Raw genomic sequence first — 26,216 nt, forward strand, 5'->3', positions numbered from 1 at the left:
CCATGAGCGTTTCGATCCCGCATGAGGCGAGCTGACGCAGGGGCCGAGCCTTGACTCGCCTGCCGCCCTCGGGCGAGCAACGACGAGGTCTTTTCAGGGGGTAAGCCGCAGGTGACGACGCAGACGGGGCCAGTCGATCCGATCGCGACGCCCGAGCCGTCGCCGGTCCTGACCGCCCTGCGCCAGGCGCCGATCGGCATCGCCATCTTCGACCGCGACATGCGCTACCTGGCGGCCTCGGGACGCTACCTGACCGACCAGGACCTGCCGGCCGACACGCCCCTGGTGGGCAAGATCCACTACGACGTCTTCCCCCACGTGCCCCAGCGCTGGCGCGACATCCACGCCGCCGCCCTGGCCGACGGCATCGAGCGCAACCATCCCGGCGAGATCTTCGTGCGCCCCGACGGCGACATCGACTGGATCCGCTGGTCGGTGGCCCCCTGGCGCGCGGAAGACGGGGCGATCGGAGGCATCGTGCTCTACACCGAGGTGGTGACCTCGACCGTCGAGGCCCGCCTGGCGCTGGAGACCGCCGAGGCCCGCTACCGCGCGGTGTTCGACCAGGTGGCCATGGGCGTGGCGCGGGTGGGGCTGGACGGCCGCTTCCTGGAGCTCAACGACCGCTACTGCGCCATCGCCGGCCACGACCGCGCCGCCCTGCTGGCCACCAACTTCCAGGCCATCACCCACCCCGACGACCTGGCCGCCGACCAGGCCCTGGTCGACGCCATGCTGGCGGGCGGCAAGCAGAACTACACCATCGAGAAGCGCTACATCTCGGCCGCCGGGGTCACGGTGTGGATCAATCTGACGGTCTCGCTGGTGCGCACACCCGAGGGCGCGCCGGACTATTTCGTGGCCATCGTCGAGGACATCGCCGAGCGCAAGGCGGCCGAAGGCCTGCAGCAGCGCCACCACCAGCAGCTGCGGCTGATGATCAACGAGCTGAACCACCGGGTGAAGAACACCCTGGCCACCATCCAGTCGATGGCCAGCCAGACCCTGCGCAGCGATCCCGACCCGCTGTCGGCCTACGCCAAGTTCGAGGCCCGGCTGCTGGGCCTGTCGCAGGTGCACGACCTCTTGACCCGCGAGCACTGGCACGGCGCGGACCTGCGGGCCGTGGCCCTGCGCGCCCTGGCCCCGTTCGTCGAGGACGCCCTTTCCGACGCCATCGAGGTGGACGGCCCCGACGTCTGGGCCCCGCCCTCGGCGGCCCTCGCCCTGGCCATGCTGCTGCACGAGCTGGCCACCAACGCCACCAAGTACGGCGCCCTGTCGACGCCGGAGGGCCATGTGCGGCTGATGTGGACCTTCGACCCGGCCGACCGCGTGGTGCGTCTGACCTGGACCGAAACCGGCGGCCCGCCCGTGGCCGCCCCCACCCGCCAGGGCTTCGGCTCGCGCCTGATCACCCGCGCCCTGCGCGACCTGCAAGGCGCGGCTGCCTTGAGGTTCGAGCCCGGCGGCGTGATCTGCGACATGCACATGCGCCTGCCCGTGGGCGGCGACCCGCTGGACCACGCGGGGATGGTGGAGCGGTAGGCGCGGCCTAGACGAAGCGCACGCCGGTCAGGTCCTCGGAAATCTCCCAGAGCCGCGCCGCCGCACCTCGGTCGGTCCCGCGCCGGGGGATCCGGGCGGTCGTCGGAAAGCCCTGGATTTCGCCCGGTCCGTCCGGACCGTAGTAGCCGCCCGCCTCGGCCTGGGGCGCGGTGGCCGCGAACAGTGTCGGCAAGGCTCCCCGCGCGGCCGGCTGGAACAGAAACCACAACAGCCCGCGCGCCAGGCTGGCGGCGCTTCCCCGACCGGGCGCGTTGTGCAGCAGCTCGGTGCGGGACACGCCGGGATGGGCCGCCAGGCTGGCGACGCCCCAACCGGCCGCGTCGCCGCGCCGCTGCAGTTCGAGGGCGAACATCAGGCAGGCCAGCTTGGATTGGGCGTAGACCGGCATCGGCCGATACCGTCGCCGGGCCTGCAGGTCGGCGAAGTCGATGGCGCCGTCGCGCGCCGCCACGCTCGACACCGTGACCACCCGCGCGCCGCCGGCGTTGCGAAGCAGCGGCATGAGCCGGCCCGTGAGCGCGAAATGGCCCAGATAGTTCGTGCCCAACTGCAGTTCGAACCCGTCCGCCGTTTCCCGCCGTCGCGGGGGCGTCATGACCCCGGCGTTGTTGATCAGCAGATCCAGGCGATCCGTCCGAGCGCGGAGCCGTGCGGCGAAGGCCGAGATCGACGCCAGGCTGGCCAGATCGAGCGCCTCGAACCGGACGTCCGAGGCCGGCGCCGCCTGTCGGATCCTGGCGACGGCGTCCGCGCCTTTCCCGGCGTCGCGGCCCGCCACGATCACCGCCGCGCCGGCCCGCGCCAAGGCCAGGGCGTCCTCGAACCCCAGCCCCCCGGTTCCCGTGACAACGGCCGTTCGGCCGCCCTGGTCGGGGATGTCGGACGTCGTCCACTTCGCCATGCTCGCGCCTTTCGAGAGACCGCCCGGGCGGTCGAAACCGTCGCCAGTTTGACCGGCGACCCGCCGATGCGAATGTCGAAAGCGCCGGACTTTTTGCCTAAACCTCCGACGGCGATTGATGGCCCCGCGCCGCTCGGCTACGCCTCGCAGGTCTCCCCCTGGAAACCCCGCCGATGGCCAACGCCCTGACCGCCGCGATCGCCGCCCTCCTGGACGGCCAGGGTGTCGAGACCGGCGCGTTCCAGACGCCCGTGCCGGGCCTGACCCTGATGCGCACCTTCGAGCGCGTGCTGCCCAACCCCATGAACTACCGCCCTTCCCTGTGCGTGGTGGCCCAGGGCGCCAAGCAGGTGATGGTCGGCGACCGCACGGTGACCTATGGCGACATGCAGTCGCTCGTCGTCACGGTCGAGGTTCCGGTGCTCAGCCAGATCGTGGAAGCCTCCCGCGACCGGCCCTTCGTCGGCGCCACCCTGAACCTGGACCCCGACATCGTCCTGGACGTCGCCGCCCGCCTCGACGAGGCCCACCCTCGGGGCGGCGACGCGTTCGGACTGGTGGTGAGCGATCTGGACGGCCGGATCACCGACTCCATCCTCCGCCTTCTGGACACCATCGGCCGGCCGGGGGCGGTCGAGGTCCTCGGCCCCGCGATCATGCGGGAGATCGCCTATTGGCTCCTGACCGGACCGGCGGGGCGCAACGTGGCGCGCATGGTGTTGCCGGACGGCCAGCCTCTGCGGATCGCCAGGGCCATCCGACGCCTTCACGAATCCTTCCCGGCGACCGCGAGCGTCGCCGAACTGGCGGCCGAGGCGGGCATGAGCCCATCCTCGTTCCACCAGCACTTCAAGACCCTGACCTCGATGTCGCCCCTGCAATACCAGAAGCGCCTGCGCCTGCTGGAGGCGCGGCGGCTGATGGTCGCCGACGGCGAGAAGGCGGGCGTGGCCGCCTTCTCGGTCGGATACGAGAGCGTGTCACAGTTCAGCCGGGAATATGCGCGCCTGTTCGGTCAGCCGCCGCGCCGCGAGTCCCTGCGCGCCCGTGAGGCCGCGACGGCCGCCCCGCCGTAGGCGAAGTGTTCGCCGGTCTGCTCAGTCGGCGACGCCGCCGCGCAGCGGGTCCTCGCCGTCCAGCTCCTCGATATGCCGGCGTTGCCGCAGGACACCGCGTCGCTGCTCGGCGGCGGTCTCGGGCCTGTCGGCGTCGCGCTCGGGCGGCGACGGCGTTTCGTGGCTTTCAGGCGATGACGGGGTCTGGGTCATGGCTTTCCAACCGCTCGCCCCGGCGTTGGTTGCACCTCATCCGGCCCCTGGGCCTATCGCGGAAGCGTCGCGACGATGCGGCAGCGGACGCTCCAGCCCTCGACCGCGCGATCGGTGAAGTCGGTGACGACCAGGTCGTAGATCTCGCCGTCCTGGACCAGGGTGCACAGGTCGCCCACCCGCATCGGCCGGGCATGGCGCGAGCGGATGTGGGCCTCGCGCAGGGTCAGCAGGTTGTCGCACAGCAGTTCGTAGTCGTGCGACCCGAACGGCGAGACGGGGATGGGCGCGCGTTTCGCCATCAGGAGGGGGCCATCAGCGGCGCGACTTGCGGGCCGCGTAGCGGGCGTCGCGCTTGTGCTTGGCCTCGGCCTCGGTGGGCGCCTTGGCCTTCCTGGGCGCGGGCTTCGGGCCGGGGGCGGCCTGTGCGGCCGCCGCGTCGGCGACGTCCTTCCGGGCGGCCCGTTCGGCCTTTCGTTCGGCCCGCACCGCCTTCAGCTCGGCCGCCGCCACGGCGCCGCGCTCGGCGAACAGCGGGTCGACCGCCGCCGGCTTGGGCTTGAACTTGGCCAGCAAGGCCTGCTTGGCCTCGGCGGCCGTCTTCAGCCGGTCGGCCAGGGCCGCGCCCTTGGTCTCTTGCATGTCAGGACAGCTTCGTGCCGCGCAGGGCCTGCGGGTCGATGGGCCTGGGCCGCGACGGCTGGCCGCCGGTCGAGCGGGGATCGTTCAGCCCCTTGGGGCCCGAGGGCCGGGTTCCGGTATAGGTCTTCATCGGGGGCGAACCCCTTTCCGGGGTGCGTCGGGACGTTCCGCGGAGCGGACCTGAAGTCGCCGACGGCGCGTCCTAGCGCCTTGGGGACGAGCCTAGCACGCCTGCGAGGGGACCGGTGGAAATACGCTCCGGGTCCCTACTTCCGCTGAAAAAGCGCCGACCGCTTGGCCATGAAGGCGGCGATGGCCTCGCGGTGATCGGCGCTGGCGGCCAGGGTCGGCAGCTCTTCCTCGATGTAGGAGCGGCCGTCGACTACCCGCTTGGTGGCCTCCACCGCCAGGGGCGCGCGCGAGGCGATCCATTCGGCCAGGTGGAACGCCTCGGGCAGGAGCCGCTCGGGGGCGTGGACGGCGGTGACGATCCCGTCGGCCAGGGCGCGCTCGGGCCCGAACTGGGCGCCGGTCAGCAGGTGGGCCTTGGCCCGGGCCGCGCCGATCAGCCGGGGCAGGCGCGTGGCCGAGGCCATCAGGCCGATATTGACCCCCGAGGCGGCGAAGACGGCCCGGTCGCTGGCCAAGCGGATGTCGCAGGCCAGGGCCAGTTCCAGCCCGCCGCCGAAACACCAGCCGTCGACGGCGGCGACCACCGGGACGCGCACGGCCTCGACCCAGTCCATGATCATGTTGAAGTCCTCGATGGCCTCCAGCACCTCGCCGGTCCGGCCGGCGGCCTGGCGGGCCGAGGCCTCGCGCAGGTCGTCGCCGGCGCAGAACACCCCGCCCCGGCCGGTCAGCACCACCGCCCGCACCTCGTCGTCGGCCGCGATCTCCTCGAGGATCCGCGTCAGTTCCACCCGCATGGCCAGGCCCAGGGCGTTGGCCGGCGGGGCGTCCAGCTCCAGGAGCAGGATCGAACCGGTGGGGCGGGAGACGTGGATCATGCTCATCCGCCGTACGGATCCAGCAGCGTCTTCTCCAGCAGCGCCGGACGCCAGGCGTGGACGGCCAGCACCACGTCGCCGTCGCAGACGTCCAGCCCCGCGCAGCCGATGGCGATCCCGGGCGCGCCCACCCAGCGGTTCATCCGGGTCAGCAGGTTCAGGCCACGGTCGTCGTCGATGCGCAGGCGGTAGAAGACCTGGTTGCGGATCCCGGTCACGTCCAGGCGGTCGATCCGCTCCCAGGGGATCGGGGCGCGGCTGGCGCGGCGGTCGAAATACCCCTGGGCGTCGACCGTGATCACCGGGCCGCGCTTCAGGAACGAGGCCAGCACCAGGGCGACGATCAGGACCCAGGCCGAACCCAGGACCGCCATTTCGGCCTGCCTGAGGCCCTCGGCCGAGACGACAAAGGCGACCACGCCCGCCAGCGATGCCAGCATCAGCACCGCCATGGCCAGGCGCGCCCACAGGACCGGCCGCGCCTCCAGCCGGCCGCCGCCGTAGGTCGGGTCGCGCGTGGTCAGCCGCAGCAGGACGGTGATCCCGCCGCCCACGCCGAAGAACAGCAGCGAGGCCAGGCCGACGGCGACCTTGCCGCTCATCAGCAAGGCGGCCCCGACCAGCGAGAACGCCGCCACCGGAAGGATCAGCTTCAGGGCCTGGCGACGCTGACGCCCGTTCTGGTCTTGGATGATGGCGAGGAGAGTTTGACGCGACATGGCGCGAGCCTCGCCGATGATCCTGCGCGCTTCAACCTTTCCTCTTTGTCAGCATCCCGGCGAAGGCCGGGATCCAAGCCGCGCCTCAGCGGGGTTCGTTGCGGATCGACCGGCCCGAGACTCTTCGGAAGGTCGGCTTGGGTCCCGGCCTTCGCCGGGATGTCGGGATTTTTGGGGACAAGGGTCGTTTCACGCGCAACCATGCTGCGACGCACAAGATTCCCCCTTGCCAGCGTCAAACACTTGTCACAGCTTAGGTCGTCTCCTCGCGGAAAGCCTTCGCGAGGAGCCTATAACGATGGATCGACGCCGGGTTCGCGCCCGCGCGGAACGGTTCACGGAGCGCGGAGAGCCCGTCAGGCGTTTGTGTTGCAGCGCCGAAGACACACCCGGGGAGTGACATGACGACCGAGACGCTGGACGCCAAGACCGAGCTGAAGGACCTGTACGAGATCGGCGAGATCCCGCCGGCATATCACGTGCCCAAAAACATGTACACCTGGGCCATCCGCAAGGAACGCCACGGCAAGCCCTCCGAGGCCATGCAGGTCGAGGTCGTGCCCACCTGGGAGATCGGCGAGGACGAGGTGCTGGTGCTCGTGATGGCCGCGGGCGTCAATTACAACGGCGTCTGGGCGGCGCTCGGCGAGCCGATCAGCCCGCTGGACGGCCACAAGCAGCCCTTCCACGTCGCCGGCTCGGACGCCTCGGGCATCGTCTGGAAGGTGGGCGCCAAGGTGAAGCGGTGGAAGCTGGGCGACGAGGTCGTCATCCACTGCAATCAGGACGACGGCGACGACGAGGAGTGCAACGGCGGCGACCCGATGTACTCGTCCAGCCAGCGCATCTGGGGCTACGAGACGCCCGACGGCAGCTTCGCCCAGTTCTGCCGGGTGCAGTCGCGCCAGTTGATGCCGCGCCCCCGGCACCTGACCTGGGAAGAGGCCGCCTGCTACACCCTGACCCTGGCCACCGCCTATCGCATGCTGTTCGGCCACAAGCCGCACGAGCTGAAGCCCGGCCAGAACGTGCTGGTCTGGGGCGCCTCGGGCGGGCTGGGCGTCTTCGCCGTGCAGCTGGCGGCCGTGACCGGCGCCAACGCCATCGGCGTGGTCAGCGACGACGACAAGCGCGAGTTCGTGCTGTCGATGGGCGCCAAGGCGGTGCTGAACCGCAAGGAATTCGACTGCTGGGGCCAGTTGCCCAAGGTCAATGGGCCGGAGTTCTCCGACTACATGAAGGAGAGCCGCAAGTTCGGCAAAGCCATCTGGCAGGTCACCGGCAACAAGGACGTCGACCTGGTGTTCGAGCACCCGGGCGAGTCGACCTTCCCGGTCTCGGTGTTCGTCGTGAAGCGCGGCGGCATGGTGGCCATCTGCGCCGGCACCTCGGGCTTCAACCTGACCATGGACGCCCGCTTCCTGTGGATGCGCCAGAAGCGCGTGCAGGGCAGCCACTTCGCCAATCTGATGCAGGCCTCGGCCGCCAACCAACTGGTCATCGACCGCCGGGTGGACCCCTGCCTGTCGGAGGTCTTCCCCTGGGACCAGATCCCCGCCGCCCACGAGAAGATGCTGGCCAACCAGCATCTGCCGGGGAACATGGCGGTGCTCGTCTGCGCCCAGCGTCCGGGCCTGCGGACGTTCGAGGAAGTGGTGGAGATCAGCGAGGGGCAATAGCTCGGCCGGGGACATGCACTCGTGCGTGTCCCCAAATGCCACGCACCGTCTGGGGACACGCGCATGCGCATGTCCCCGTCCTCAGTCGACCGGCCGCCCCACCCAGGTCAGCAGCCCCGCCACCGCCCCGGCCACGACCACCACCGGCACCAGCGCCCCGACCACCGCCGCGCCGCTCGCGCCGCCGCCGATCAGCTGCGCCGCCGCCAACGGTCCCAGGATCGAGCCGACACGCCCGGCCGCCACCGCCGCCCCTACGCCCGTGGACCGCACGGCGGGCGGGTAGTAGGGCGGCGTCAGGCCGTAGAGGGTGAACTGTCCGCCCATCAGCAGGAAGCCTGCGGCGAAGGCCAATACGGCGATGGCCGGTCCGCCCCCAGCGCCCGCCAGAGCCACCAGCGCCACGGCCAGTCCCGCGAACCCGGCCAGCAGCGGCCAGCGCGGTCCCAGCCGGTCGACCAGCAGGCCGAACACCACTCCGCCGCCGGCCCCGCCGATGTTGAACAGGGCCGAGACCAGGAAGGCGAAGGCCGGCGGCAGGCCGCGCGCCACCAGCAGGGTCGGCAGCCAGTTCAGCAGCAGGTGCAGGGTCAGGGCGACCAGGGCGTAGGAAACCCACAGGCAGGTCGTGGCCGGCCAGCGCCCCTTGCCGAACAGGGCCTGGCGGGCGTCGCCGGCCCGGTGCTCGGTCCGGTCGAGCCGCCCCACCGGCAGAACGACATGCAGCAGCGGGGCCAGGACCAGCGGGGCCAGCCCACCGACCAGGAAGATGGTCCGCCAGTCCTCCAGGGCCATCGGCGTGCGGGCCACCAGACCCGCCACGGCCCCGCCCAGCGGCATGCCGCCCATGATCACCGCCACCATGGTGGCCTTGCGGGCCGGGCTGGCGCGCTCCGAAGCCAGGGCGATCAGCATCGGCATAGCCCCGCCCAGTCCAAGGCCCGTGAGGAACCGCACCGCCAACAGCGGCCCAAAGCCCGTGGCCAGGGCGGTCAACAGCGAAAAGACCCCGAACGCCGCCACCGAAGCGGTCAGCACCGGCCGCCGCCCGACCCGGTCGGCGAGCGCCCCGCCCACGCTGGCCCCGACCATCAGGCCGATCAGGCTGGCGCTGAACGCCCACCCCGCCTGGCCCGGCGTCAGGCGAAGGGCCGGCAGCATGCGCGGCGCGGCCACCCCCATCGACTGGATGTCGAACCCCTCGATCATCGCCGCCAGCAGGCAGACGAGCCATGGCCCCATGATCAGCGCCCCTTCCCTTGCGCCGAGGGTACGCGGATTTCGGCGCTTCACCACCCGGGTTCGGAACGCGGACACACGAACAACTTGAGGTGGCGAAGCTTCGGAAAGGCCGTTATCGTCCCAGCGGTTGGGGGACTTTCGACATGTGGGCTTTCAGGGGGCTGCTCGGCCCGGTCTTGACGCTGGCCGTGGTCTGGGCGCCGACGGCCGTGGCGCCCACCGCCTCGGTGGCGCAGCCTACGGCCAAGTGCGTGACGCAGCGGATCGGACCGAACGAGCTGTCGGGCGTGAACCAATGCGGTCGCCCGGTCCATTTCAATATCTGCGCCGTCGGCGGGGCCGGTCCGGCTCGGCGCCTGTCCAAGACGCTGGCGCCCAACGAGGCCTGGTCGCTGGAGATCGCGACCGCCCCGGGCCAAAGGCCCCGATCGAACTATGACTATTGCGCCGTCAAACCCGGCTCCGGCCCCGACAGCTGCGCGGCGTCGTGTCCAGAGGCCGGCGCGGCCTCGCCCATGTCCGAGGCGCAGATCTGGGCGCGCCGGCCTTCGGCGGACGACCTCCAGCGCTATTTTCCCGATCGCGCGCAGCGGATGGAGATTTCCGGCCACGTCGTGTTGTCGTGCACGCTCGGCGAGGCCGGAAGCGTGATCGGTTGCGTCGTGGCGGAGGAGACGCCGGCCGACTACGGATTCGGCGACGCGGCGCTGAAGTTGAGCCGCCTCTTTCGCGCCAGGACCGTGCTGCCGGACGGCCGCCCCTCGGGCGGCGAGACCGTGCCGCTCACCCTGGACTTCCGGGTCCCGCAATGATCCGGCGGATGGCCGCCGCTCTCTTCGTCGCCGGCCTGGCCTGGAGCGGGGCGGCCCGCGCGGACGAGTGCGCCGCACGGTTCAAGGACAGCCCGACCCAGGACGGTTGGCAGGCGGCCATGGCCGCCCACGTCGCCAAGCGCGAGGCCGGCGACGACGGCCGGACCGAGTTCGCCACGGCGGTCCAGAAGCTGGACGCCCAGATCCAGGCTTTCGATTCTCTGAAGCCGGGTCCGCTCTACCGCGTGGCGGAGACCCTCACGGACCTGGAAAGCGCGATCGTCGACATCAGGCTCTGCGGCCCTGTTTCCGACGAGCGCGTCGCCGCCTGGACCGAGACCCTGGAGACGGGCGCCTCGGAGTTCCTGGTCTCGTTCGGCGATCCCTGGGAAAACTACCTGCTGCGGCCCGGCGACCGCCTGGCCACCGACGACCGGGGCCGGATCTATGCGTCGCCGATACTGCGTCGGCTGCTGGCGTCGCAGCGACCGGCGCTGTGGGCTCGGATCGACACGGCCGACAGCGCGACGACAGCGAACGCCCTGGCCGAACGCCGCGAAGAGCGCCGCCAGACGCTGGTCGTGACCCGGGAGCGCCAGCAGGCTCAGGAAGCGGCGCGGCTGGCCCAGGCCGAGGCCGACCGGCGGCAACTGGAAGCCCAGCGCCTGGCGCAGGCGGCCGCCGAGCGCTCGGCCGCCATTCGCCGCGCGGCGACCAAGGCCCTGCCGGCCAAGGCCGGCCTTTGGAGCCGCCGGCCGGGCGAGTACGCCTACAGGCGCGTCCAGACCGGCGTCGTGGCCACCCTGTCGTGCGGCGGCGCGGGCGGGCTGGTGCTGGACATGAACTATCCGAACGGCAAGTTCGTGACGGGCGCCACCGACAGCGTCGGGGTGCGGACGGTCGTCAATGGTCGCGACCGCCTGGTCTTCGCCAACCTGCGTCAGACCGGCAGCTCGAAAAGCACCACGCGCGAGTTCGGCCGCGAAGTCGAGACCACCACGAACTACTACGATCCCAGCCAGGCCACGCTGTCGATCCAATCCCCCAAGATGGTGGCCGCCTATCAGCAGAAGATGTTCCATGCCACCGGCGACTTCATAGACAGCCTGGGCGGCGGCCAGGGTGGGGAAAATCCCGTGAGCATGCTGATGAGGGGGCTGGGCGACCTGGCGGTGGCGGCGGCTCCGGCGACCGCCCCGCTGGTGCTGGACATCGACGAGGTCAAGACCCAGTCCTCGCTGAAGCTGGTGGTGGGTCCGATCGGGTGGATGATCGACCTCGAGCCGACCAAGGCGCCGTTCAAGAACCTGATGGACGCCTGCTGGGGCTGAGACCGCCGGCTAGCGCCCCATCTCGTCGGCCACCGTCCGCGCCAGGGCCTCGTCGAAGTCGGTGACCTCGGCATAGCCCAGGCGGCGGCGGATCTTGGCGTTGTCGATGAACAGGGGGTAGTCGAGATCCAGGGCCGAGACCGCCTTGGCCAGGGCCCCGCGCGCCACGTCGGGGTGGGACAGTTCCACGTCGCCGGGCCAGTTCAGGTGCTCGGCGAAGCTGGCGGCCCAGGCCAGGTTGGTGGGGGTGTTGGCGCGGCCCAGGTTGAAGGTCTCGCCGCCCGCCCGGGGGTGGACGGCGGCCAGGGCGATCCCCGCCGCCACGTCATCGACATAGCCGAAGGTCGAGCGCCAGCTGGCCCACGGATGGGGGATCACGAAGCGCGGCCGCTTCTGGACCATCGGCCGGATCGCCCACGAAAACCGCCGCTGCCGGTCGCCCGGGCCGAACACCATCGGCAGGCGGACGATGGTCGCGGCCTGGCCCAGGCGTTCGCGCGCCGCCTCCTCCAGGGGGATTTTGTCGTAGCCGTCCATCCAGGCCTGGGGATCGGAAGCCGGCCGGGGCTTGGCCAGGCGGTAGGGATAGCGGCTGTCGCGCAGGGCCGAGTCCTCGGTCAGCCGGTCCCAGATGGGCGTCGGCCGGCCCTTGCGGTGCAGGCCCTCGTAGTTGCGGTAGACGTCCACCGAGCTGACCATGACGTAGCGGGCGATGCGGCCGTTCAGGGCGTCGAGCAGCGGCAGGGTGTCGGCGGCGGTGTAGGCGATCAGGTCGATGACGGTGTCGGCGCCGGTCTCCGCCAGGGCGGCGACCACCGCCGCCGGGTCGCCGCGCTCCAACGTGACCGACCGCGCTCCGGCCGGGACGGCGCGCGCGCCATGGTGGCCCACGGCCGTCTCGACGCCGTCCGCCAGCAGCCGGGCGACCAGCGGGGCCCCGATGAAACCCGTTCCTCCCAGGACCAGGACGCTGCCCATGCCGCTCCGCCGACTCCGTTCGCCAGACGGCCAGCCTATGCGGGAGAGGACGGTGGAAGGCAAATCGGCCACGGCCGGGGACATGCGCTCGCGCGTGTCCCCAGTTTCAGGCGCTGCATTCCGGGGATGGGTTTGGGGACACGCACGAGTGCATGTCCCCGGCCGCGTATCCCGACCGAAATACGCATCATCATCGTATCGAAATTACCCTTGGCGCCGCTCCAAACTCGTCGCACAGTCCCGTCCAACAAATGTTCGCGGGGAGCGTACTCATGGGCTGGAAGAGCAAGACGGCGCTGACGGCCGTGGGGCTGGCGCTGGCGGTCGGGGCCGTGGTGGCGGTGCGCACGGCCACCTTCAAGGCCCCGACGGCGGTCGACACCTCTTCCATCAAGCTGGCGACGGCCCGCCCCGTCGACGCCGCCCTGGCGGCCCTACATCTGGGCGAGGCCGTGCGCTTCCGGACCGTCAGCCACCAGGACGCCGCCGAGGATCAGCCGGCCGAGTGGGACAAGCTGCACGCCTGGCTGCAGACCACCTATCCCGACGCCCACCGCGTGATGACCCGCGAGGTCGTGGCCGGCCACGCCCTGGTCTACACCTGGAAGGGCAGCGACCCGTCCCTGGCCCCCATCGTGCTGATGGCCCACCAGGACGTGGTGCCGGTGACGCCCGGCAGCGAGGGCTCGTGGACTCATCCGCCGTTCGACGGGGTGGTGGCCGACGGCGCGGTCTGGGGCCGGGGCTCGATCGACGACAAGGGCAGCCTCGTCACCCTGTTCGAAGCCCTGGACGGTCTGGCCAAGACGGGCTTCGCCCCCAAGCGCACGGTGATCCTGGTCAGCGGCCATGACGAGGAGGTGCGCGGCGTCGGGGCGCGGGCCGCCGCCGCCCTGCTGAAGTCGCGCGGCGTGAAGGCCCAGTTCGTGCTCGACGAGGGCATGGTGGTGGTCGAGGACCATCCGGTGACCAAGGGCAAGGTCGCCCTGATCGCCACCGCCGAGAAGGGCTACGCCACCCTCACCGTCACCGCCCCCGCCGTCGGCGGCCACTCCTCGGCCCCGCCGGCCCAGACGGGCGTGACCACCCTGGCCAAGGCCGTGCTGGCCATCGCCGACAACCCCTTCCCGATGAAGTTCACCGGCCCCGGCGCCGACATGCTGAAGGCTCTCGCCCCGCACAGCTCGCCCGCGATCAAGATGGCGGCCGCCAACACCTGGCTGTTCTCGCCGCTGCTGATCGGCCAGACGGCCAAGACCCCGGCGGGCGCGGCCATGCTGCACACCACCATCGCCCCCACCATGCTGAAAGGCTCTCCCAAGGAGAACGTCCTGCCGCAGGACGCCACGGCCTGGATCAACTACCGCATCGCCCCCGGCGACACCTCGGCCGACGTCATGGCGCGGGCCAGAAAGGCGGTCGGCGACCTGCCGGTGAAGCTGGCCTGGGTGAAGACCCCGGACGAGCCCAGCAAGGTGGCCTCCACCACCTCGGAGGGCTGGAAGACCCTGGCCGCCGTGGCCGGCGACGAGAGCCAGGCCCCCGTCGCCCCGGCCCTGATGACCGCCGCCAGCGACAGCCGCTACATGGGCCCCATCGCCGACGACATCTACAAGTTCCAGCCCCTGGTCCTGACCGTCGACGCCACCAAGATGATCCACGGCACCGACGAGCACATCTCGGTCGCCAACGTCGAGCGCATGGTGCGGTTCTACCAGCGCCTGGTGGAGACGGCGGCCAGCAAGTAGGCGACACAAACTCTTCACGGGACCGTCGCCCCGGCGACAGGCTATTGCCCATCGAGGTCGACGCGCGGGGGCGCGTCGCGGGGCGAATGACGGACATGGCTGACGACGCGCAATCGCTGGCCGCCCGGCCGGGGTCCAGGTCCGCGCCCTTCGGCGAAGGCTTCGTGCTGGACGCCTGGTACGTGGCGGCCCTGTCGCCCGACCTGAAGCCCGGCAAGATGGAGGCCCGCGAGTATCTGGGCGAGCCGGTGGTGATCGGGCGCACCAGGGCCGGGGCGGTCTACGCCCTGCGCGACGTCTGCCCGCACCGGGCCGCCAAGCTGTCGGCCGGCAAGGTGCGGACCGAGGCGGGCGGCGGCGAGACCCTGGAATGCCCCTATCACGGCTGGCGGTTCCGCACCGACGGCGCCTGCGCCAAGATCCCGTCCCTGACCGCCGACAGTCCCTGCGATGTCTCCCGCGTGCGGGTGAAGACCTATCCGCTGGTCGAACGGCAGGGCCTGGTGTGGATCTGGATGTCGGCCGATCCGCGCTTCGAGGGCGCCCCGCCCGAGCCGCCGCCGACGATCCCCGGCGTGGTCGGCGGCAAGCCCAAGCTGGTCGACCATCTGGACTACGACATCCATATCGACCACGCCGTGCTGGGCCTGATCGACCCGGCCCACGGCCCCTTCGTGCACCAGCAGTGGTGGTGGCGCACCGGCGCCAGCCAGCACGAAAAGAACAAGGCCTTCGCCCCCTCCGAGGCCGGCTTCACCATGACCCGGCACGAGCCCAGCAAGAACTCCAAGGCCTACGCCATCCTGGGCGGCGAGCCCCTGACCGAGATCACCTTCCGCCTGCCGGGCCTGCGCTGGGAGCATGTGAAGGTGGGCGAGCGCCAGGTGCTGGCCCTGTCGGCCATGACCCCGATCAACGCCGGCAAGACGCGGATGAACCAGATCATCTGGTCCGACCATCCGGCCTTCGTCCTGCTCTATCCGGTGATCCGCGCCGCCGCCCGGGCCTTCCTGCGCCAGGACGGCCGGATCGTGGAAGCCCAGGCCCGGGGCCTGCGCGACAACCCGCCCCTGATGTGGATGGGCGACGCCGACCAGCAGGGCCGCTGGTACCACCAGCTCAAGCGCGAATGGAACGCCAGCCGCCGCGAACGCCGCCCGTTCCGCAACCCGGTGGAAGCCGCGACGCTGCGCTGGCGGACCTAGGGGCGCAGTCGACGCCCACGGCATTGTCAGCCACTCCTGTCGGCGCTAAACTTCCATTAAGTGGAATAATTATCCACATTATGGGATTTATTCGGACCGGTTGCTTCCCAAGAGCGCTTGGCCGCCCCGGGAGGACATCTTGCGACAGACCAAAGCCCTGCTCGTCACCGCGACGCTCGCCCTCCTGGCCTCCGCCACCCATGCCGCTGATCGCCAGACCACGCCTCTCGCCGACGGCTGGCGCTTCTTCCAGGGCGATCCCGAAGGCGCGGAGACCGCAGAGCTGGACGACTCGCGCTGGGCCACTGTGTCGGTCCCGCACGACTGGGCCATCGCCGGGCCGTTCGACCTCAAGGCGCCGGCGGGCGGGGCGGGCGCCTTCCTGCCGACGGGCGTGGCCTGGTACCGCACGACCCTCGACGTCAAGCCGACGCTCGGCCGCCGCGTCTTCGTGGAACTGGACGGGGTGATGGAGCGCAGCGGCGTCTGGGTCAACGGCCATCACCTGGGTTACCGGCCCAACGGCTATGTCGGTCTGCGCTACGACATCACCGACTTTCTGCGTGCCGACGGCCGCAACGTGCTGGCCGTGCGGGCCGACACATCATTCGCCCCCTCGTCGCGCTGGTACGCCGGCTCGGGCGTCTATCGGAATGTCCGGCTGATTCAGACCGGCGACCTGCATGTCGAACAGGACGGTGTCTTCGTCAGCACGCCCACTATCGGCCGCGACCAGGCGACGGCCAGGATCGAGGTCGACATCACCAACAGCGGCGCGGCTGCCGCCCTCGCCGGACTGGAGCTCGTCATCACCGGACCGGACGGCGAGTTCGTGGCCAAGCAGACTGTCGCCCCCGTCGCGGTCGATGTCGCCCGCACCGAGACCTTGACCGCCGAACTCGCCATCCCCTCGCCGCGCCTTTGGGACCTGGATCACCCCAGCCTCTACCAGGCGTCCATCCGGGTGATCGGGGCCGACGGCCAATCCAGCGACACCCAGGTCACGCCCTTTGGAATCCGCGAGGCCCGCTTCGAGGCCGAGACCGGCTTCTGGCTGAACGGCGGAAACATCAAGCTGAAGGGCGTAGCCCTGCACGCCGACGGTGGAGCGGTGGGCGCGGCCGTGCCCCTGGCCGTCTGGCGTCAGCGCTTCACGGCTCTCAAGGCCCTGGGCGTCAACGCCATCCGCACCGCGCACAACCCGCCCTCGCCGGAATTCCTGGATCTGGCCGACCAGATGGGCCTGGTGGTCATGGATGAGCTTTTCGACCAGTGGAACGTGGCCAAGACCCCTGGCGACTACCATCTGTTCTTCGGCGATTGGCACAAGCGGGACGCCCGCGACATGCTGCGTCGCGACCGCAACCACCCCAGCGTGGTGATCTGGAGCGCCGGCAACGAAATCCACGACACCGCCTATCCGGTCCAGGCCAAGGCCGCGCTGAAAAGTCTGCTCGCCGTGATGCACGCCACCGATCCGACCCGTCCCGTGACCATGGGCCTGTTCCGCCCCAATGTGACCGGCGACTACGACAACGGCCTGGCCGACATGCTGGACGTGGTGGGCCAGAACTATCGCGAGAATGAGCTGACCGCCGCCCACGAGGCCAAACCCGCCCGCAAGATCGTCGGCACCGAAAACAGCCACACACGCGGCTCGTGGATCGCCGTGCGCGACTACGCCCCCTATGTCGGCATGTTCCTGTGGACCGGGGTCGACTATCTGGGCGAGGCCGACCGCAGCGGCTGGCCCAATATCGACAACCCGGCCGGCCTGTTGGACCGGACAGGCGCCCTGAAGGTCTCGGGCATGCAGCGGGCGGGTTGGTGGTCCGAGCGGCCGGTCATCCACGTGGTGCGCAACGCCGCCCCGGCCGCCCCGCCGCCATCCAACGACGGCGCGGGCCCTGCCCCCGCCCTGCCCACCATGATCGCCGTGGCCACCCCCGCGCCAAAGGCCCAAATCCTCGACGACTGGACGCCCGCGGATCTGTCGCCGCATCCGGAAACCATCGAGGTCTACAGCAACTGCCCCTCGGTCGAGGTCACGCTGAACGGCCGCGCCCTGGGCGCCAAGCCGCTACCCGCCGACGGCGCGCCCCGGCAGTGGAGCGTGACCTTCGCGCCGGGCGAAGTGACCGCCACTTGCGGTCGAGACGGCCCCAGCGATCGCCTGCGCACGGCCGGCAAGCCGGACCGGATCTTGCTGGCCAGCGACGACCAAGCCGTGGGCTCCAGCTTCGACGACCTGGCCTTCGTCCGCGCCCAAGTGGTGGACGCCAAGGGCGTGGTCGTGCCCTCGTCCGACCTCGCCGTCACCTTCGCGGTGTCGGGCGCGGGCCGGCTGGTCGCCACTGACAACGCCGCACCGACCGACCACACGCCGTTCGCCTCGCCGGTCCGTCACACCTTCCGCGGCGCGGCGACGGCGTTCGTACGCGGCTCGGGCGCAAGCGGCGACGTGACGGTTCGAGCCGCCGCGCCGGGGCTGAAACCCGCCACGCTCACCCTGCCTGTCGGCCCATCGCGGCCTTAGACGGTCCGTCCAGCGCCGTGGACCTGTCGGAGAGACACATTCACGACAGGTCCTGAACGCCGTAAGGTGAGCGCGTGCCGCCCCTTCTTCGCCGCCTCGCCCTTTCCCTCACCACCCTGCCCACCGCGCACGGCTGGGCGTTGTGCGGGGGCGTGGCGCTGCTGACCGGCGTGCTGATGGCGGCCATCGGCTTTTCGACCGGGCTCTACGCCCTGACGTCGACCGCATCCGGCCTGCCCCTGCGGCTGTTGACGGTGCTGTTCGTGCCGGCCCTGGGCGAGGAGATCCCGTTTCGCGGGCTGATGGTTCCCGGCCGGGACGAGACGCGCAGCCCCTGGCTCGCCATCGCCGTCTCGACCGTCCTCTACGTGGCCTGGCATCCGCTGGAGACCCTGACCTTCCTGCCGCACGCCACGATGTTCCTGCGGCCCGACTTCCTGGTCTGCACCGCCATCCTGGGCCTCGGCTGCGCGTTGCTGCGCTGGCGGACCGGATCGCTATGGCCGGCGGTGCTGCTGCACGGCGGCTTCGTGGTGGTGTGGCAGACCTGGCTGGGCGGCTTTCGGCTGTAGAACGCCCCCTCCGTCCGCTGCGCGGACACCTCCCCCGTTTCACGGGGGAGGAGAAGATCCTCCTCACCCGCGCAGCGGGGGAGGTGGCGCGATGCGGATACGCATCGTGACGGAGGGGGCGTCCTTTCACGGCAACGAGCCCGCCTGCCGGGGGACAGACGGGCTCGCCTTACTCGGGCCTGACGCTAAGCGGCCCGTTCCGGGGGGATGCGTTCAGGCTTACGCCCGGTAGACGTAGGCGCTGGAGACGTAGCCGACGCCGACGCCGTCCTGGCCGACCAGGATCCACTTGCCGTCGCCGGTGCGGCCCAGGGCCTGGAACACCTCGCCGGCGCGGACCGAGCCGACGGCCTGGCCGCGGGTGGTGGCGGCGGCGCGCAGGTTCAGGTTCGAGCGGGCGACGTACTTGCCCTTGATCTTGGTCATCGGGGCGGCGTCGACGCTGTTGGCCACGCGGATGCCGTCGCTGACATAGATCCCGCCGGCGTTTTCGGCCGCGCGGCTCTTCTGCATCTGGCAGCCGGCATAGGAGCCGGCGCCCGCGCCGACCACCGCGCCGATGGCCGTGCCCGTGCCGCGGTCGTTCTTGGCCAGCTTGTTGCCGGCGACCGCGCCCAGCAGGCCGCCGATCACCGCGCCGACCTCCTGCTTGCCGCCCGAGGCGTTGCAGCCGACGACGCCGCCCAGCTTCTGCGACATGGCGCTGGCCGTGGTCGGAGCGACGGCCATGGACAGGGCGGTGGCGGTCATGGCCAGGCCCAGGGAGATCTTCTTGGTGGTGGTCATGATGGTCATGGTCTTCTAGTCCCTTGCGAAATCTTCCGGAGCCGTCGGCCCCGTGAGACGCACCATGCCAAGGCGAAGCTGAACCGGATCGTCAGGCTCGCCGACAGACTTCGTTCATGTGCGATTTTTTTCGCTCCTGTCCTCCTCACCCGCGCAGCGGGGGAGGTGGCGCGGCGCCGATAGGCGACGTGACGGAGGGGGCGTCCAGGCCGTTGGCTCCGGTATCGATTGACCTTGAACTCGCCTGACGCCCCCTCCGTCACGCTGCGTATTCGCAGCGCGCCACCTCCCCCGTTTCACGGGTGAGGTGGGCGAGACACGCAAACCGAGAGTCACTCATTCTTCGCTATTGACGATTGCATCGACGCGGCCGTTACTACCCGCGCGGGCGCCGAAGGAGCGCCTCGGGCTGAGGGTGGAAACATGCGCAGTATCGGCTTGATGGCGGCCGCCGTGGCGGTCATGGCCCTGGGGGCCTGCGACGGCGGCAAGACGGCGGGCGGCAAGGACGGGGCGACGGCGGTCGTGACCGCCGTGACGCCGGTGCCCCTGCCCACCGGACCGAACTTCCCGGTGCCGGCGGCGACGATCAACGGCTGGGTCACCAACAACGACACCGCGGCCATCACGGCCCACGCCTGGAGCCTGTGGCAGGCCATGGCGTCGCCGTCGGGCCAGATCCTCAACGGCCAGAACCTGCCGATCTGGGACACCTGGGCCGACACCTCTACGGTCTTCGCCCCGGCCCAGGCGACCAACGCCTCGCTGGACGCCGCCGCGCCCAAGCCGCCCGCCGGCCGCAAGTTCCAGTCGCCGGCCCAGTTCCATCACACCAAGGACGCCCGGCTGAAGGCGCTGTCGGCCAGCGTCCACGCCAACTTCCCGATCGCCGTGGACGTCAAGTTCGACCCGCAGGCGGCCACCTTCCTGGGCGCCCCGCAGCCCGGGCCGGGCGGCGTCAACTACTCCTATACCAGCGGCGCCAGCCTGACGAAGCTGAACAACGCCTGGCCGGCGGGGACCACGCCGCAGGACCGGGGCATCAACGAGTTCCCGACCGAGGCCATCGAGATCAAGCCGGTGTTCGGTCTGGTCAAGGCCAGCGGCCTGACCGTCCAGCCGCTGTGGCAGGGCCCGGCGGGCTCGACCAACGCCACCAACCCCACGCCCGACACCTGGACGACCTGCGTGCTGGTCCAGCCGGACGCGAGCGGCCCGGTCCGCCCCGCGACGACGACCGAGGTCAGCAGCGTCGCCGCCAGCGTCCAGTCGCAGAAGCTGGCCTGCACCACCTATCTGTGGGCGCCGCTCAGCACCTTCTACGCCGTCCAGCTGAACGCCGCCGAGGCCCAGAGCTTCAATGCGGCCACCGGGGCCCGGGCCGTCCAGGCCGCCGCCGGCGACTACAGCGTGCTGATGGCCATGCACGTCAACACCAAGGAAATCCCGTTCTGGACCTGGCAGACCTTCTGGTGGCAGCCGGGCGGCGACACGCCCAACAATTTCCCCGGCAGCAAGCAGGGCCAGCCGGCCGGGCTGGGCGCGCCGTGGAACAACTACGCCAGCTGCACGGCCTACGCCCAGACCACCACCTCGGGCGGCACGACCATGCAGGTCTGCTTCAACCCGTATCTGGAGACCTCGCCCGGCATTCCGGCCGGGGTGACCTCCAACTGCGTCAGCTGTCACGGCGTGGCGCTGATCGGCAACGCCAACTATCCGGCGGCCTACACCAAGCCGATCGCCTTCTTCACCGACCCCAACTACTTTACCACCACCACGACCCACACCGACTTCTCGTGGGCGGTAGCCGACGCGCAGTAGGGGCGGCCCCTTACGAAAAACGCCCCCTCCGCGAGGAGGGGGCGTTTGGCGTCCGAAAGGCCGGGAGGATCTAGTTGATCGTTCCCACCGGAGCAGCGGCCGCCGGGGCCGGAGCCTCCGTCGGTGGCGTGGCGACCGGGCTGACCGGCGCGTCGGGCAGGTTCACCGAGGCGTCCGCGTCGGTGAAGACGGTCATGTGCTGGCCCGGTTTGATCTCGACGTCCTTGCCGTGCTTGATCAGGCCCAGCGGGCCGAACAGCACGGTCAGGGTGATCGTGGTGCCGTAGCGGGCGTCGCCCTCGGCGCCCTTCTGGCCGCGCAGCTTGATCTTGGCGTCGCCGGCCTTGAGATAGTCGAAGCGGACGTTCAGCTCGCCCGGCTTGCCCATCATGCCCTTCTTCTTGGCGTGGGTGACTTCGCCCGCGCCCTTCAGGCCGGCCGGCAGTTTCGTGCCGTCGGGCAGAAGCACGTCTTCCACCAGGCTGATCGAGAAGCGGTCGCCCTCGTGGCTGAGCTCGGACGACAGCTTGTCCTCGACGCTGATGACCACCTCGGTGCCTTCGGGCACCTTGACGGTTCCGGCGTGCGCGACCGTGCTCGCCATGGCGAGCATCGCCGCCGTGGCGACTTTATACAGATTTTTCAAGGAATTCCCCCCGCGGGCCCCATCCCGCGCGCCCACCTAAGCCGATATCGTCAAGCTTGTGAAGCGTGCGCGAGCACATGCCTGTGGGCAAACCCAGGCGCGAACGACACCGCCCTTCGGATATCCCCGGAAAGAGCGCCGGCCGGAACCTCCTCTAATCCCCCAACCCGTACGCCCCGCCCTTCTCCAGGGCCGCCTTCCAGGCCGGGCGGGCGTGCATGCGGGCGATCCAGGCCTCCAGGTGCGGATAGCTGGCCAGCTTGCCGTGGGCCTTGGCGACCTCGGCCACGAAGCTCATCTGGATGTCGGCGCCGGTCAGGTCGTCGCCGACGAAGAACGCCCGGTCCTTCAGCGCCTCGTCGACATAGCCCAGGTGGTTGGCGATCTCGCTCTCGATGCGCGGATGCAGCGGCGCGCCGGCCGCGCCCAGGCGCCCCACATAGAGCCGCAGCATCAAGGGCAGCATGGCCGAGCCTTCCGAATAGTGCAGCCACTGCTGGTAGGCGTCGTAGTCGGTGCTGGCCGGGTCGGGCGCCAGCCGGCCGCCGCCGTGGCGACGGATGACATAGTCGGTGATCGCCCCGCTCTCGATGATCGTCGCCGCCCCGTCGGTCAGCACCGGCGACTTGCCCAGCGGGTGAATGTGCAGCAGGGCCGGCGGCGCCAGGCGCGTCTGGTGATCGCGCTCGTAGAAGCGGATCTCGTAGGGCAGCTCCAGTTCCTCCAGCAGCCAGAGGATACGTTGCGAGCGCGACTCGTTGAGGTGATGGACGACCAGCATGTTTCTCTCCCAGGGGCCGCTGTTGAACGTGCGAGGGAACTTTTGATCCCCATGGCCGCATTTTATGCTGCACTGCGACATTGCTCGCAGATGCGAAAGGCTCCACAGTGAAAGAAAACAACTGTTCGGCGCACGGGAGCAAGCCATGACCGAGACCCTCATCCTGCCCGGCCTGACCGGCCTGCTGCGCGAGGCGACCGGCGCGGTCCAGTTGTTCGTGGCCGAGGCCAAGCCGGCCGTGAAGGCCGCCATCGTCGGCGAGACCGGCAAGATCGACCGCAAGCTGGCCGACGAACATCAGCACCAGGTGCACGGCTTCGGCTGGTACGCGGCCTATGCGGAACTGTTGAACCAGGTCACCGGCTGGGCCGAGCGGCTGGAGGCCGAGGGGCGGTTCGGCGAAATCGAGGCCCTGCTGGCCCAGCTGCTGTTCAGCGAATACCTGGCCCAGCTGATCGGCGGCGTGCCGATGAACCAGGGCGAGATCGTCCGCCCCGCCCACCTGGTCACCGACCGGGCGGTGATGAACCGCCTGTTCTCCAACGGCATCATGAAGCTGATGGTCGAGGGCGGGACCCAGGGCGTGAAGACCCGCGTCGCGCGGCTGCTGTCCGAAGCTCGCGGCAAGCCCACCCTGGAGCAGACGGGTCTGGACGAAACCTTCGAGATGATCCGCGACCAGTTCCACGCCTTCGCCGAGGAGAAGGTCACGCCTCACGCCCACGAGTGGCACCTGAAGGACGAACTGATCCCCATCGAGCTGGTCGAGGAGCTGGGCGCCCTGGGCGTCTTCGGCCTGACCATCCCCGAGGAATACGGCGGCAGCGGCATGGGCAAGACGGCCATGTGCGTGGTGTCCGAAGAGCTGTCGCGGGCCTGGATCGGCGTCGGGTCGCTGGCCACCCGCTCGGAGATCGCCGGCGAGCTGATCCTGACCGGCGGCACGGAGGACCAGAAGCAGTACTGGCTGCCCAAGATCGCCGACGCCTCGATCCTGCCGACCGCCGTCTTCACCGAGCCTAACACCGGCAGCGACCTGGGCGCCCTGCGCACCCGCGCCGAGCTGAAGGGCGAGCAGTATGTGGTCACCGGGAACAAGACCTGGATCACCCACGCCGCCCGCGCCGACGTCATGACCCTGCTGGTGCGCACCGACCCGGCCACCACCGACTATCGCGGCCTTTCCATGCTGCTGGCCCCCAAGCCGCGCGGCGAGGAGGGAAACGACTTCCCCGCGCAAGGCATGAGCGGCGGCGAGATCGGGGTGATCGGCTATCGCGGCATGAAGGAGTTCGAACTGGGCTTCGACGGCTTCACGGTGCCCGCCGAAAACCTGCTGGGCGGGGTGCCCGGCCAGGGCTTCAAGCAGCTGATGGCCACCTTCGAGAGCGCCCGCATCCAGACCGCCGCCCGCGCCGTCGGCGTCGCCCAAGCGGCGCTGGAGACCGGCCTCGGCTACGCCCTGGACCGCAAGCAGTTCGGCCAGGCGATCTTCGAGTTCCCGCGCGTCCACAACAAGCTGGCCATGATGGCCGCCGAGATCATGGGCGTGCGCCAGCTGACCTATTTCGCCGCCCGCCAGAAGGACGAAGGCAAGCGCTGCGATCTGGAGGCCGGCATGGCCAAGCTCGTGGCCGCCCGCGTGGCCTGGGCCGCCGCCGACAACGCCCTGCAGATCCACGGCGGCAACGGCTTCGCCATGGAATATGTCGCCAGCCGCCTGCTGGCCGACGCCCGCATCCTCAACATCTTCGAGGGTGCCGGCGAGATCCAGGCCCAGGTCATCGCCCGGCGTCTGCTGGAAGAGGGCAACTAGCGCCTCGGCGGCGCCTCCACCTCGGAGAAGGCCAGGACGGTGTCGGGCAGGCGCGCGCCCTGGATCCGGATCGCCGAGGCCGCCGCGTCGAACTCGGTCAGCTCGCCGGGGGTGAAGGCGACCGACGCGGCGCCGATGTTTTCCAGCATGTGCGCCATCTGGGTCGTGCCCGGGATGGGGACGATCCACGGCTTTCGCGCCAGCAACCAGGCCAGGGCGATCTGGCCGGGCGCGGCCTGCTTGCGCTGCGCCCAGGTCTTCAGCAGGGCGACCAGGGCCAGGTTCCCCGGCAGGTTCTCGGGCGAGAACCGCGACTCGACCTTGCGGATGTCGCCGTCGGCGAAGCGGGTGTTGGCGTCGATGGCCCCGGTCAGGAAGCCCACGCCCAGCGGGCTCCAGCAGACCAGGCCTATCCCCAGTTCCTGGCAGGTGGCCACGAGCCATGCCTCGGGTCCGCGCCACAGCAGCGAATATTCGTTCTGAACGGCCGTGACGCGCTGCTCGGCATGGGCCCGGCGCAGGGTCTGGGGTCCCATCTCGCACAGGCCCCAGTGCAGCACCTTGCCCTGGGCCATCAGGTCCTTGATCGCCCCGGCCACGTCCTCGATGGGCACGGCGGGGTCGACGCGGTGCTGGTAGAGCAGGTCGATCCGGTCGGTGCGCAGGCGCTTAAGCATGCCCTCGACGGCCAGCTTGATATGCTCCGGACGGCTGTTGAGCCCCGGCCGCCGCTGGCCGGTCTCCAGGTCGATGTTCCAGCCGAACTTCGAAGCGATCGTCACCTGGTCGCGGAACGGGGCCACGCCCTCGCCCAGGATGCGCTCGACCTCGTGCGGGCCATAGGCCTCGGCCGCGTCGTAGAAGGTCACGCCCTGGTCGTGGGCCGCGCGGATGATGCTCAGCATCTCCGGCCGCGACGGGATCGTGGTCTGGTAGGTGCGGCTCATGTTCTGGACGCCCAGCCCGACGGCCGACACCTCCAGCGCGCCCAGCTTGCGGCGCGCCGACAGCGTGGCCTGGGCGGGAACGGCGGCCTGTGCGCCGCCCGTCGCCGCCGCTGCCACGGGCAGTCCCAGACCCAAAGCCAGGAGGTCGCGACGGCCCACGCCGCCCATTTGCGCATTCTGCATGGAAGCGCTCCCCTAGCGGCCGGTCTGGGCCAGGACGGCCTCGGGCAGGCGCGCGCCCTGGATGTCGATCTTCGCCGCGGCCTCGCCGATGTCCGCCAGGTCCTGCGACGTCAGCGTCACCTCGGCGGCGCCCAGGTTTTCCTCCAGGCGATGCAGCTTGGTGGTGCCCGGGATCGGCGCGATCCACGGCTTCTGGGCCAGCAGCCAGGCCAGGGCGACCTGGGCCGGAGTGGCCTGCTTGGCGGTCGCGATCGTCTTCAGCAGATCGACCATGGCCATGTTGGCGGCCCGGGCGTCGGCGGCGAAGCGGGGCGAGATCGAGCGGAAGTCGTTGGCCGCCAACTGCGTCGAGGTGTCGATCTTGCCGGTCAGGAAACCGGCGCCCAGCGGGCTGAACGGCACGAAACCGACGCCCAGTTCCTCGCAGACCGCCAGGGTCCCGTTGTGCTCCACATCCCGGGTCCACAGCGAATACTCGTTCTGCAGCGCCGTGACCGGCTGCACGGCGTGGGCGCGGCGGATCGAGGCCGGGCTGGCTTCCGACAGGCCGAAATGCAGCACCTTGCCCGCCGCGATCAGGTCCTTCACCGCCCCGGCCACGTCCTCCATCGGCACGGCGGGATCGACGCGGTGCTGGTAGAGCAGGTCGATGCGGTCGGTGCGCAGGCGCTTGAGCATCGCCTCGACGACGGCCTTGATATGCTGGGGCCGGCTGTCCAGCCCGCCGCTCCGCGCGCCGGTCGCCGGGTCGATGTCGAAGCCGAACTTGGTGGCGATCACCACCTGGTCGCGGACCGGCGCCAGGGCCTCGCCCACCAGGGTCTCGTTGGCGAAGGGGCCATAGGCCTCGGCGGTGTCGAACAGGGTGACCCCGCGCTCGAAGGCGGCGCGGATCATCGCCACGGCCTCTCCGTCCGGCGTGGGGTCGCCATAACCGGACGACAGGCCCATGCAGCCATATCCGAGGGCGGAAACCTCCAGGGTCCCCAGCTTGCGCGTCTTCATGTCCGGCTCCTTGCGT

Annotated in this window: 25 protein-coding genes and 1 pseudogene; 11 read left to right on the forward strand and 15 right to left on the reverse strand. The window is 70.4% G+C overall.

The window, feature by feature from the left end:
* Positions 1-111 precede the first annotated feature (111 nt).
* On the forward strand, positions 112-1,548 hold the full coding sequence (locus AC07OA_RS01015; protein WP_494661896.1) for a sensor histidine kinase: 1,437 nt from the start codon (positions 112-114) through the stop codon (positions 1,546-1,548).
* Between the two features lie 7 nt (positions 1,549-1,555).
* Here the strand turns inward: AC07OA_RS01015 and AC07OA_RS01020 are convergent, their stop codons facing one another.
* Positions 1,556-2,470 carry an oxidoreductase gene (locus AC07OA_RS01020; protein WP_494661897.1) on the reverse strand — a complete coding sequence of 305 codons (915 nt, stop codon included), beginning with the start codon at positions 2,468-2,470 and terminating at the stop codon, positions 1,556-1,558.
* 173 nt (positions 2,471-2,643) lie between these two features.
* Between AC07OA_RS01020 and AC07OA_RS01025 the strand changes: the two genes are divergently transcribed.
* A complete protein-coding gene (locus AC07OA_RS01025; RefSeq protein WP_494661898.1) occupies positions 2,644-3,546 on the forward strand; it encodes an AraC family transcriptional regulator in 903 nt (300 codons plus the stop codon).
* Positions 3,547-3,567: 21 nt separating this feature from the next.
* Here the strand turns inward: AC07OA_RS01025 and AC07OA_RS01030 are convergent, their stop codons facing one another.
* The 6 genes from AC07OA_RS01030 to AC07OA_RS01055 form a co-directional block, all read right to left on the reverse strand.
* A complete protein-coding gene (locus AC07OA_RS01030) occupies positions 3,568-3,738 on the reverse strand; it encodes a hypothetical protein (protein WP_494661899.1) in 171 nt (56 codons plus the stop codon).
* A 53-nt stretch (positions 3,739-3,791) separates the two neighbouring features.
* Positions 3,792-4,040, reverse strand: a complete 249-nt coding sequence (locus AC07OA_RS01035) for a hypothetical protein (RefSeq protein ID WP_494661900.1) — start codon at positions 4,038-4,040, stop codon at positions 3,792-3,794.
* A gap of 13 nt (positions 4,041-4,053) precedes the next feature.
* Positions 4,054-4,380 (reverse strand): DUF6481 family protein, encoded by a 327-nt coding sequence (locus tag AC07OA_RS01040; protein ID WP_494661901.1) that lies wholly within the window; start codon positions 4,378-4,380, stop codon positions 4,054-4,056.
* Between the two features lies 1 nt (position 4,381).
* Positions 4,382-4,510 (reverse strand): hypothetical protein, encoded by a 129-nt coding sequence (locus AC07OA_RS01045; RefSeq protein ID WP_494661902.1) that lies wholly within the window; start codon positions 4,508-4,510, stop codon positions 4,382-4,384.
* Positions 4,511-4,646: 136 nt separating this feature from the next.
* The gene (locus AC07OA_RS01050; protein WP_494661903.1) at positions 4,647-5,390 is read right to left on the reverse strand and encodes an enoyl-CoA hydratase/isomerase family protein; all 744 of its coding nucleotides are present in this window, start codon (positions 5,388-5,390) and stop codon (positions 4,647-4,649) included.
* Between the two features lie 2 nt (positions 5,391-5,392).
* A complete protein-coding gene (locus AC07OA_RS01055) occupies positions 5,393-6,109 on the reverse strand; it encodes a hypothetical protein (RefSeq protein ID WP_494661904.1) in 717 nt (238 codons plus the stop codon).
* Positions 6,110-6,510: 401 nt separating this feature from the next.
* On the opposite strand from AC07OA_RS01055, the gene ccrA reads away from it, so the two are divergent.
* Entirely contained in the window at positions 6,511-7,788 is a 1,278-nt protein-coding gene (gene ccrA / locus AC07OA_RS01060; protein ID WP_494661905.1) for a crotonyl-CoA carboxylase/reductase, read from the forward strand.
* A gap of 81 nt (positions 7,789-7,869) precedes the next feature.
* On the opposite strand, the gene AC07OA_RS01065 is transcribed toward ccrA, so the two are convergent.
* Entirely contained in the window at positions 7,870-9,030 is a 1,161-nt protein-coding gene (locus tag AC07OA_RS01065; RefSeq protein WP_494661906.1) for an MFS transporter, read from the reverse strand.
* Positions 9,031-9,206: 176 nt separating this feature from the next.
* Here AC07OA_RS01065 and AC07OA_RS01070 point away from each other — a divergent pair, with 176 nt between their 5' ends.
* Together AC07OA_RS01070 and AC07OA_RS01075 are read left to right on the forward strand one after the other, a co-directional pair.
* Positions 9,207-9,842, forward strand: a complete 636-nt coding sequence (locus tag AC07OA_RS01070) for a TonB family protein (protein WP_494661907.1) — start codon at positions 9,207-9,209, stop codon at positions 9,840-9,842.
* An 8-nt stretch (positions 9,843-9,850) separates the two neighbouring features.
* Positions 9,851-11,173: a hypothetical protein gene (locus tag AC07OA_RS01075; RefSeq protein WP_494661908.1), complete on the forward strand. Its 1,323-nt coding sequence runs from the start codon at positions 9,851-9,853 to the stop codon at positions 11,171-11,173.
* Between the two features lie 9 nt (positions 11,174-11,182).
* On the opposite strand, the gene AC07OA_RS01080 is transcribed toward AC07OA_RS01075, so the two are convergent.
* The gene (locus tag AC07OA_RS01080) at positions 11,183-12,151 is read right to left on the reverse strand and encodes an NAD-dependent epimerase/dehydratase family protein (protein WP_494661909.1); all 969 of its coding nucleotides are present in this window, start codon (positions 12,149-12,151) and stop codon (positions 11,183-11,185) included.
* 272 nt (positions 12,152-12,423) lie between these two features.
* On the opposite strand from AC07OA_RS01080, the gene AC07OA_RS01085 reads away from it, so the two are divergent.
* From AC07OA_RS01085 to AC07OA_RS01100, 4 genes are all read left to right on the forward strand, one after another.
* Positions 12,424-13,899, forward strand: a complete 1,476-nt coding sequence (locus tag AC07OA_RS01085; RefSeq protein ID WP_494661910.1) for a M20 family peptidase — start codon at positions 12,424-12,426, stop codon at positions 13,897-13,899.
* A gap of 95 nt (positions 13,900-13,994) precedes the next feature.
* The gene (locus AC07OA_RS01090) at positions 13,995-15,104 is read left to right on the forward strand and encodes a Rieske 2Fe-2S domain-containing protein (protein WP_494661911.1); all 1,110 of its coding nucleotides are present in this window, start codon (positions 13,995-13,997) and stop codon (positions 15,102-15,104) included.
* Between the two features lie 139 nt (positions 15,105-15,243).
* Positions 15,244-17,640, forward strand: coding sequence for a glycoside hydrolase family 2 TIM barrel-domain containing protein (locus tag AC07OA_RS01095; protein ID WP_494661912.1), 2,397 nt, complete (start codon positions 15,244-15,246; stop codon positions 17,638-17,640).
* A gap of 74 nt (positions 17,641-17,714) precedes the next feature.
* Entirely contained in the window at positions 17,715-18,212 is a 498-nt protein-coding gene (locus tag AC07OA_RS01100; RefSeq protein WP_494661913.1) for a CPBP family glutamic-type intramembrane protease, read from the forward strand.
* 43 nt (positions 18,213-18,255) lie between these two features.
* On the opposite strand, the pseudogene AC07OA_RS01105 reads toward AC07OA_RS01100, so the two are convergent.
* Both AC07OA_RS01105 and AC07OA_RS01110 read right to left on the reverse strand, forming a co-directional pair.
* Positions 18,256-18,342: pseudogene (locus AC07OA_RS01105) on the reverse strand (hypothetical protein); the annotation flags it as partial.
* A gap of 89 nt (positions 18,343-18,431) precedes the next feature.
* Complete coding sequence (locus AC07OA_RS01110; RefSeq protein WP_494661914.1) at positions 18,432-19,007, reverse strand: SH3 domain-containing protein; 576 nt, start codon at positions 19,005-19,007, stop codon at positions 18,432-18,434.
* A gap of 414 nt (positions 19,008-19,421) precedes the next feature.
* On the opposite strand from AC07OA_RS01110, the gene AC07OA_RS01115 reads away from it, so the two are divergent.
* Positions 19,422-20,822 (forward strand): hypothetical protein, encoded by a 1,401-nt coding sequence (locus AC07OA_RS01115; RefSeq protein WP_494661915.1) that lies wholly within the window; start codon positions 19,422-19,424, stop codon positions 20,820-20,822.
* A 70-nt stretch (positions 20,823-20,892) separates the two neighbouring features.
* Here the strand turns inward: AC07OA_RS01115 and AC07OA_RS01120 are convergent, their stop codons facing one another.
* A complete protein-coding gene (locus AC07OA_RS01120) occupies positions 20,893-21,468 on the reverse strand; it encodes a hypothetical protein (protein WP_494661916.1) in 576 nt (191 codons plus the stop codon).
* Between the two features lie 154 nt (positions 21,469-21,622).
* A complete protein-coding gene (locus AC07OA_RS01125; protein ID WP_494661917.1) occupies positions 21,623-22,249 on the reverse strand; it encodes a glutathione S-transferase in 627 nt (208 codons plus the stop codon).
* A 145-nt stretch (positions 22,250-22,394) separates the two neighbouring features.
* Here AC07OA_RS01125 and AC07OA_RS01130 point away from each other — a divergent pair, with 145 nt between their 5' ends.
* Positions 22,395-24,065 (forward strand): acyl-CoA dehydrogenase family protein, encoded by a 1,671-nt coding sequence (locus AC07OA_RS01130; protein WP_494661918.1) that lies wholly within the window; start codon positions 22,395-22,397, stop codon positions 24,063-24,065.
* Here AC07OA_RS01130 and AC07OA_RS01135 read toward each other — a convergent pair.
* Together AC07OA_RS01135 and AC07OA_RS01140 are read right to left on the reverse strand one after the other, a co-directional pair.
* Positions 24,062-25,195: an aldo/keto reductase gene (locus AC07OA_RS01135; RefSeq protein WP_494661919.1), complete on the reverse strand. Its 1,134-nt coding sequence runs from the start codon at positions 25,193-25,195 to the stop codon at positions 24,062-24,064. The genes AC07OA_RS01130 and AC07OA_RS01135 overlap by 4 nt on opposite strands.
* Positions 25,196-25,207: 12 nt before the next feature.
* A complete protein-coding gene (locus AC07OA_RS01140; protein ID WP_494661920.1) occupies positions 25,208-26,200 on the reverse strand; it encodes an aldo/keto reductase in 993 nt (330 codons plus the stop codon).
* Positions 26,201-26,216: the final 16 nt, after the last annotated feature.

The sequence above is a fragment of the Caulobacter sp. GW821-FHT09B08 genome, assembly GCF_059418225.1.

Bases quoted from the DNA above. Each gene is read 5' to 3' on its own strand.
- AC07OA_RS01020 (WP_494661897.1), bottom strand. From the start codon at position 2,470: ATGGCGAAGTGGACGACGTCCGACATCCCCGACCAGGGCGGCCGAACG.
- AC07OA_RS01025 (WP_494661898.1), top strand. From the start codon at position 2,644: ATGGCCAACGCCCTGACCGCCGCGATCGCCGCCCTCCTGGACGGCCAG.
- AC07OA_RS01030 (WP_494661899.1), bottom strand. From the start codon at position 3,738: ATGACCCAGACCCCGTCATCGCCTGAAAGCCACGAAACGCCGTCGCCG.
- AC07OA_RS01035 (WP_494661900.1), bottom strand. From the start codon at position 4,040: ATGGCGAAACGCGCGCCCATCCCCGTCTCGCCGTTCGGGTCGCACGAC.
- AC07OA_RS01040 (WP_494661901.1), bottom strand. From the start codon at position 4,380: ATGCAAGAGACCAAGGGCGCGGCCCTGGCCGACCGGCTGAAGACGGCC.
- AC07OA_RS01045 (WP_494661902.1), bottom strand. From the start codon at position 4,510: ATGAAGACCTATACCGGAACCCGGCCCTCGGGCCCCAAGGGGCTGAAC.
- AC07OA_RS01050 (WP_494661903.1), bottom strand. From the start codon at position 5,390: ATGATCCACGTCTCCCGCCCCACCGGTTCGATCCTGCTCCTGGAGCTG.
- AC07OA_RS01055 (WP_494661904.1), bottom strand. From the start codon at position 6,109: ATGTCGCGTCAAACTCTCCTCGCCATCATCCAAGACCAGAACGGGCGT.
- ccrA (WP_494661905.1), top strand. From the start codon at position 6,511: ATGACGACCGAGACGCTGGACGCCAAGACCGAGCTGAAGGACCTGTAC.
- AC07OA_RS01065 (WP_494661906.1), bottom strand. From the start codon at position 9,030: ATGGGGCCATGGCTCGTCTGCCTGCTGGCGGCGATGATCGAGGGGTTC.
- AC07OA_RS01075 (WP_494661908.1), top strand. From the start codon at position 9,851: ATGGCCGCCGCTCTCTTCGTCGCCGGCCTGGCCTGGAGCGGGGCGGCC.
- AC07OA_RS01080 (WP_494661909.1), bottom strand. From the start codon at position 12,151: ATGGGCAGCGTCCTGGTCCTGGGAGGAACGGGTTTCATCGGGGCCCCG.
- AC07OA_RS01085 (WP_494661910.1), top strand. From the start codon at position 12,424: ATGGGCTGGAAGAGCAAGACGGCGCTGACGGCCGTGGGGCTGGCGCTG.
- AC07OA_RS01090 (WP_494661911.1), top strand. From the start codon at position 13,995: ATGGCTGACGACGCGCAATCGCTGGCCGCCCGGCCGGGGTCCAGGTCC.
- AC07OA_RS01110 (WP_494661914.1), bottom strand. From the start codon at position 19,007: ATGACCATCATGACCACCACCAAGAAGATCTCCCTGGGCCTGGCCATG.
- AC07OA_RS01115 (WP_494661915.1), top strand. From the start codon at position 19,422: ATGCGCAGTATCGGCTTGATGGCGGCCGCCGTGGCGGTCATGGCCCTG.
- AC07OA_RS01125 (WP_494661917.1), bottom strand. From the start codon at position 22,249: ATGCTGGTCGTCCATCACCTCAACGAGTCGCGCTCGCAACGTATCCTC.
- AC07OA_RS01130 (WP_494661918.1), top strand. From the start codon at position 22,395: ATGACCGAGACCCTCATCCTGCCCGGCCTGACCGGCCTGCTGCGCGAG.
- AC07OA_RS01135 (WP_494661919.1), bottom strand. From the start codon at position 25,195: ATGCAGAATGCGCAAATGGGCGGCGTGGGCCGTCGCGACCTCCTGGCT.
- AC07OA_RS01140 (WP_494661920.1), bottom strand. From the start codon at position 26,200: ATGAAGACGCGCAAGCTGGGGACCCTGGAGGTTTCCGCCCTCGGATAT.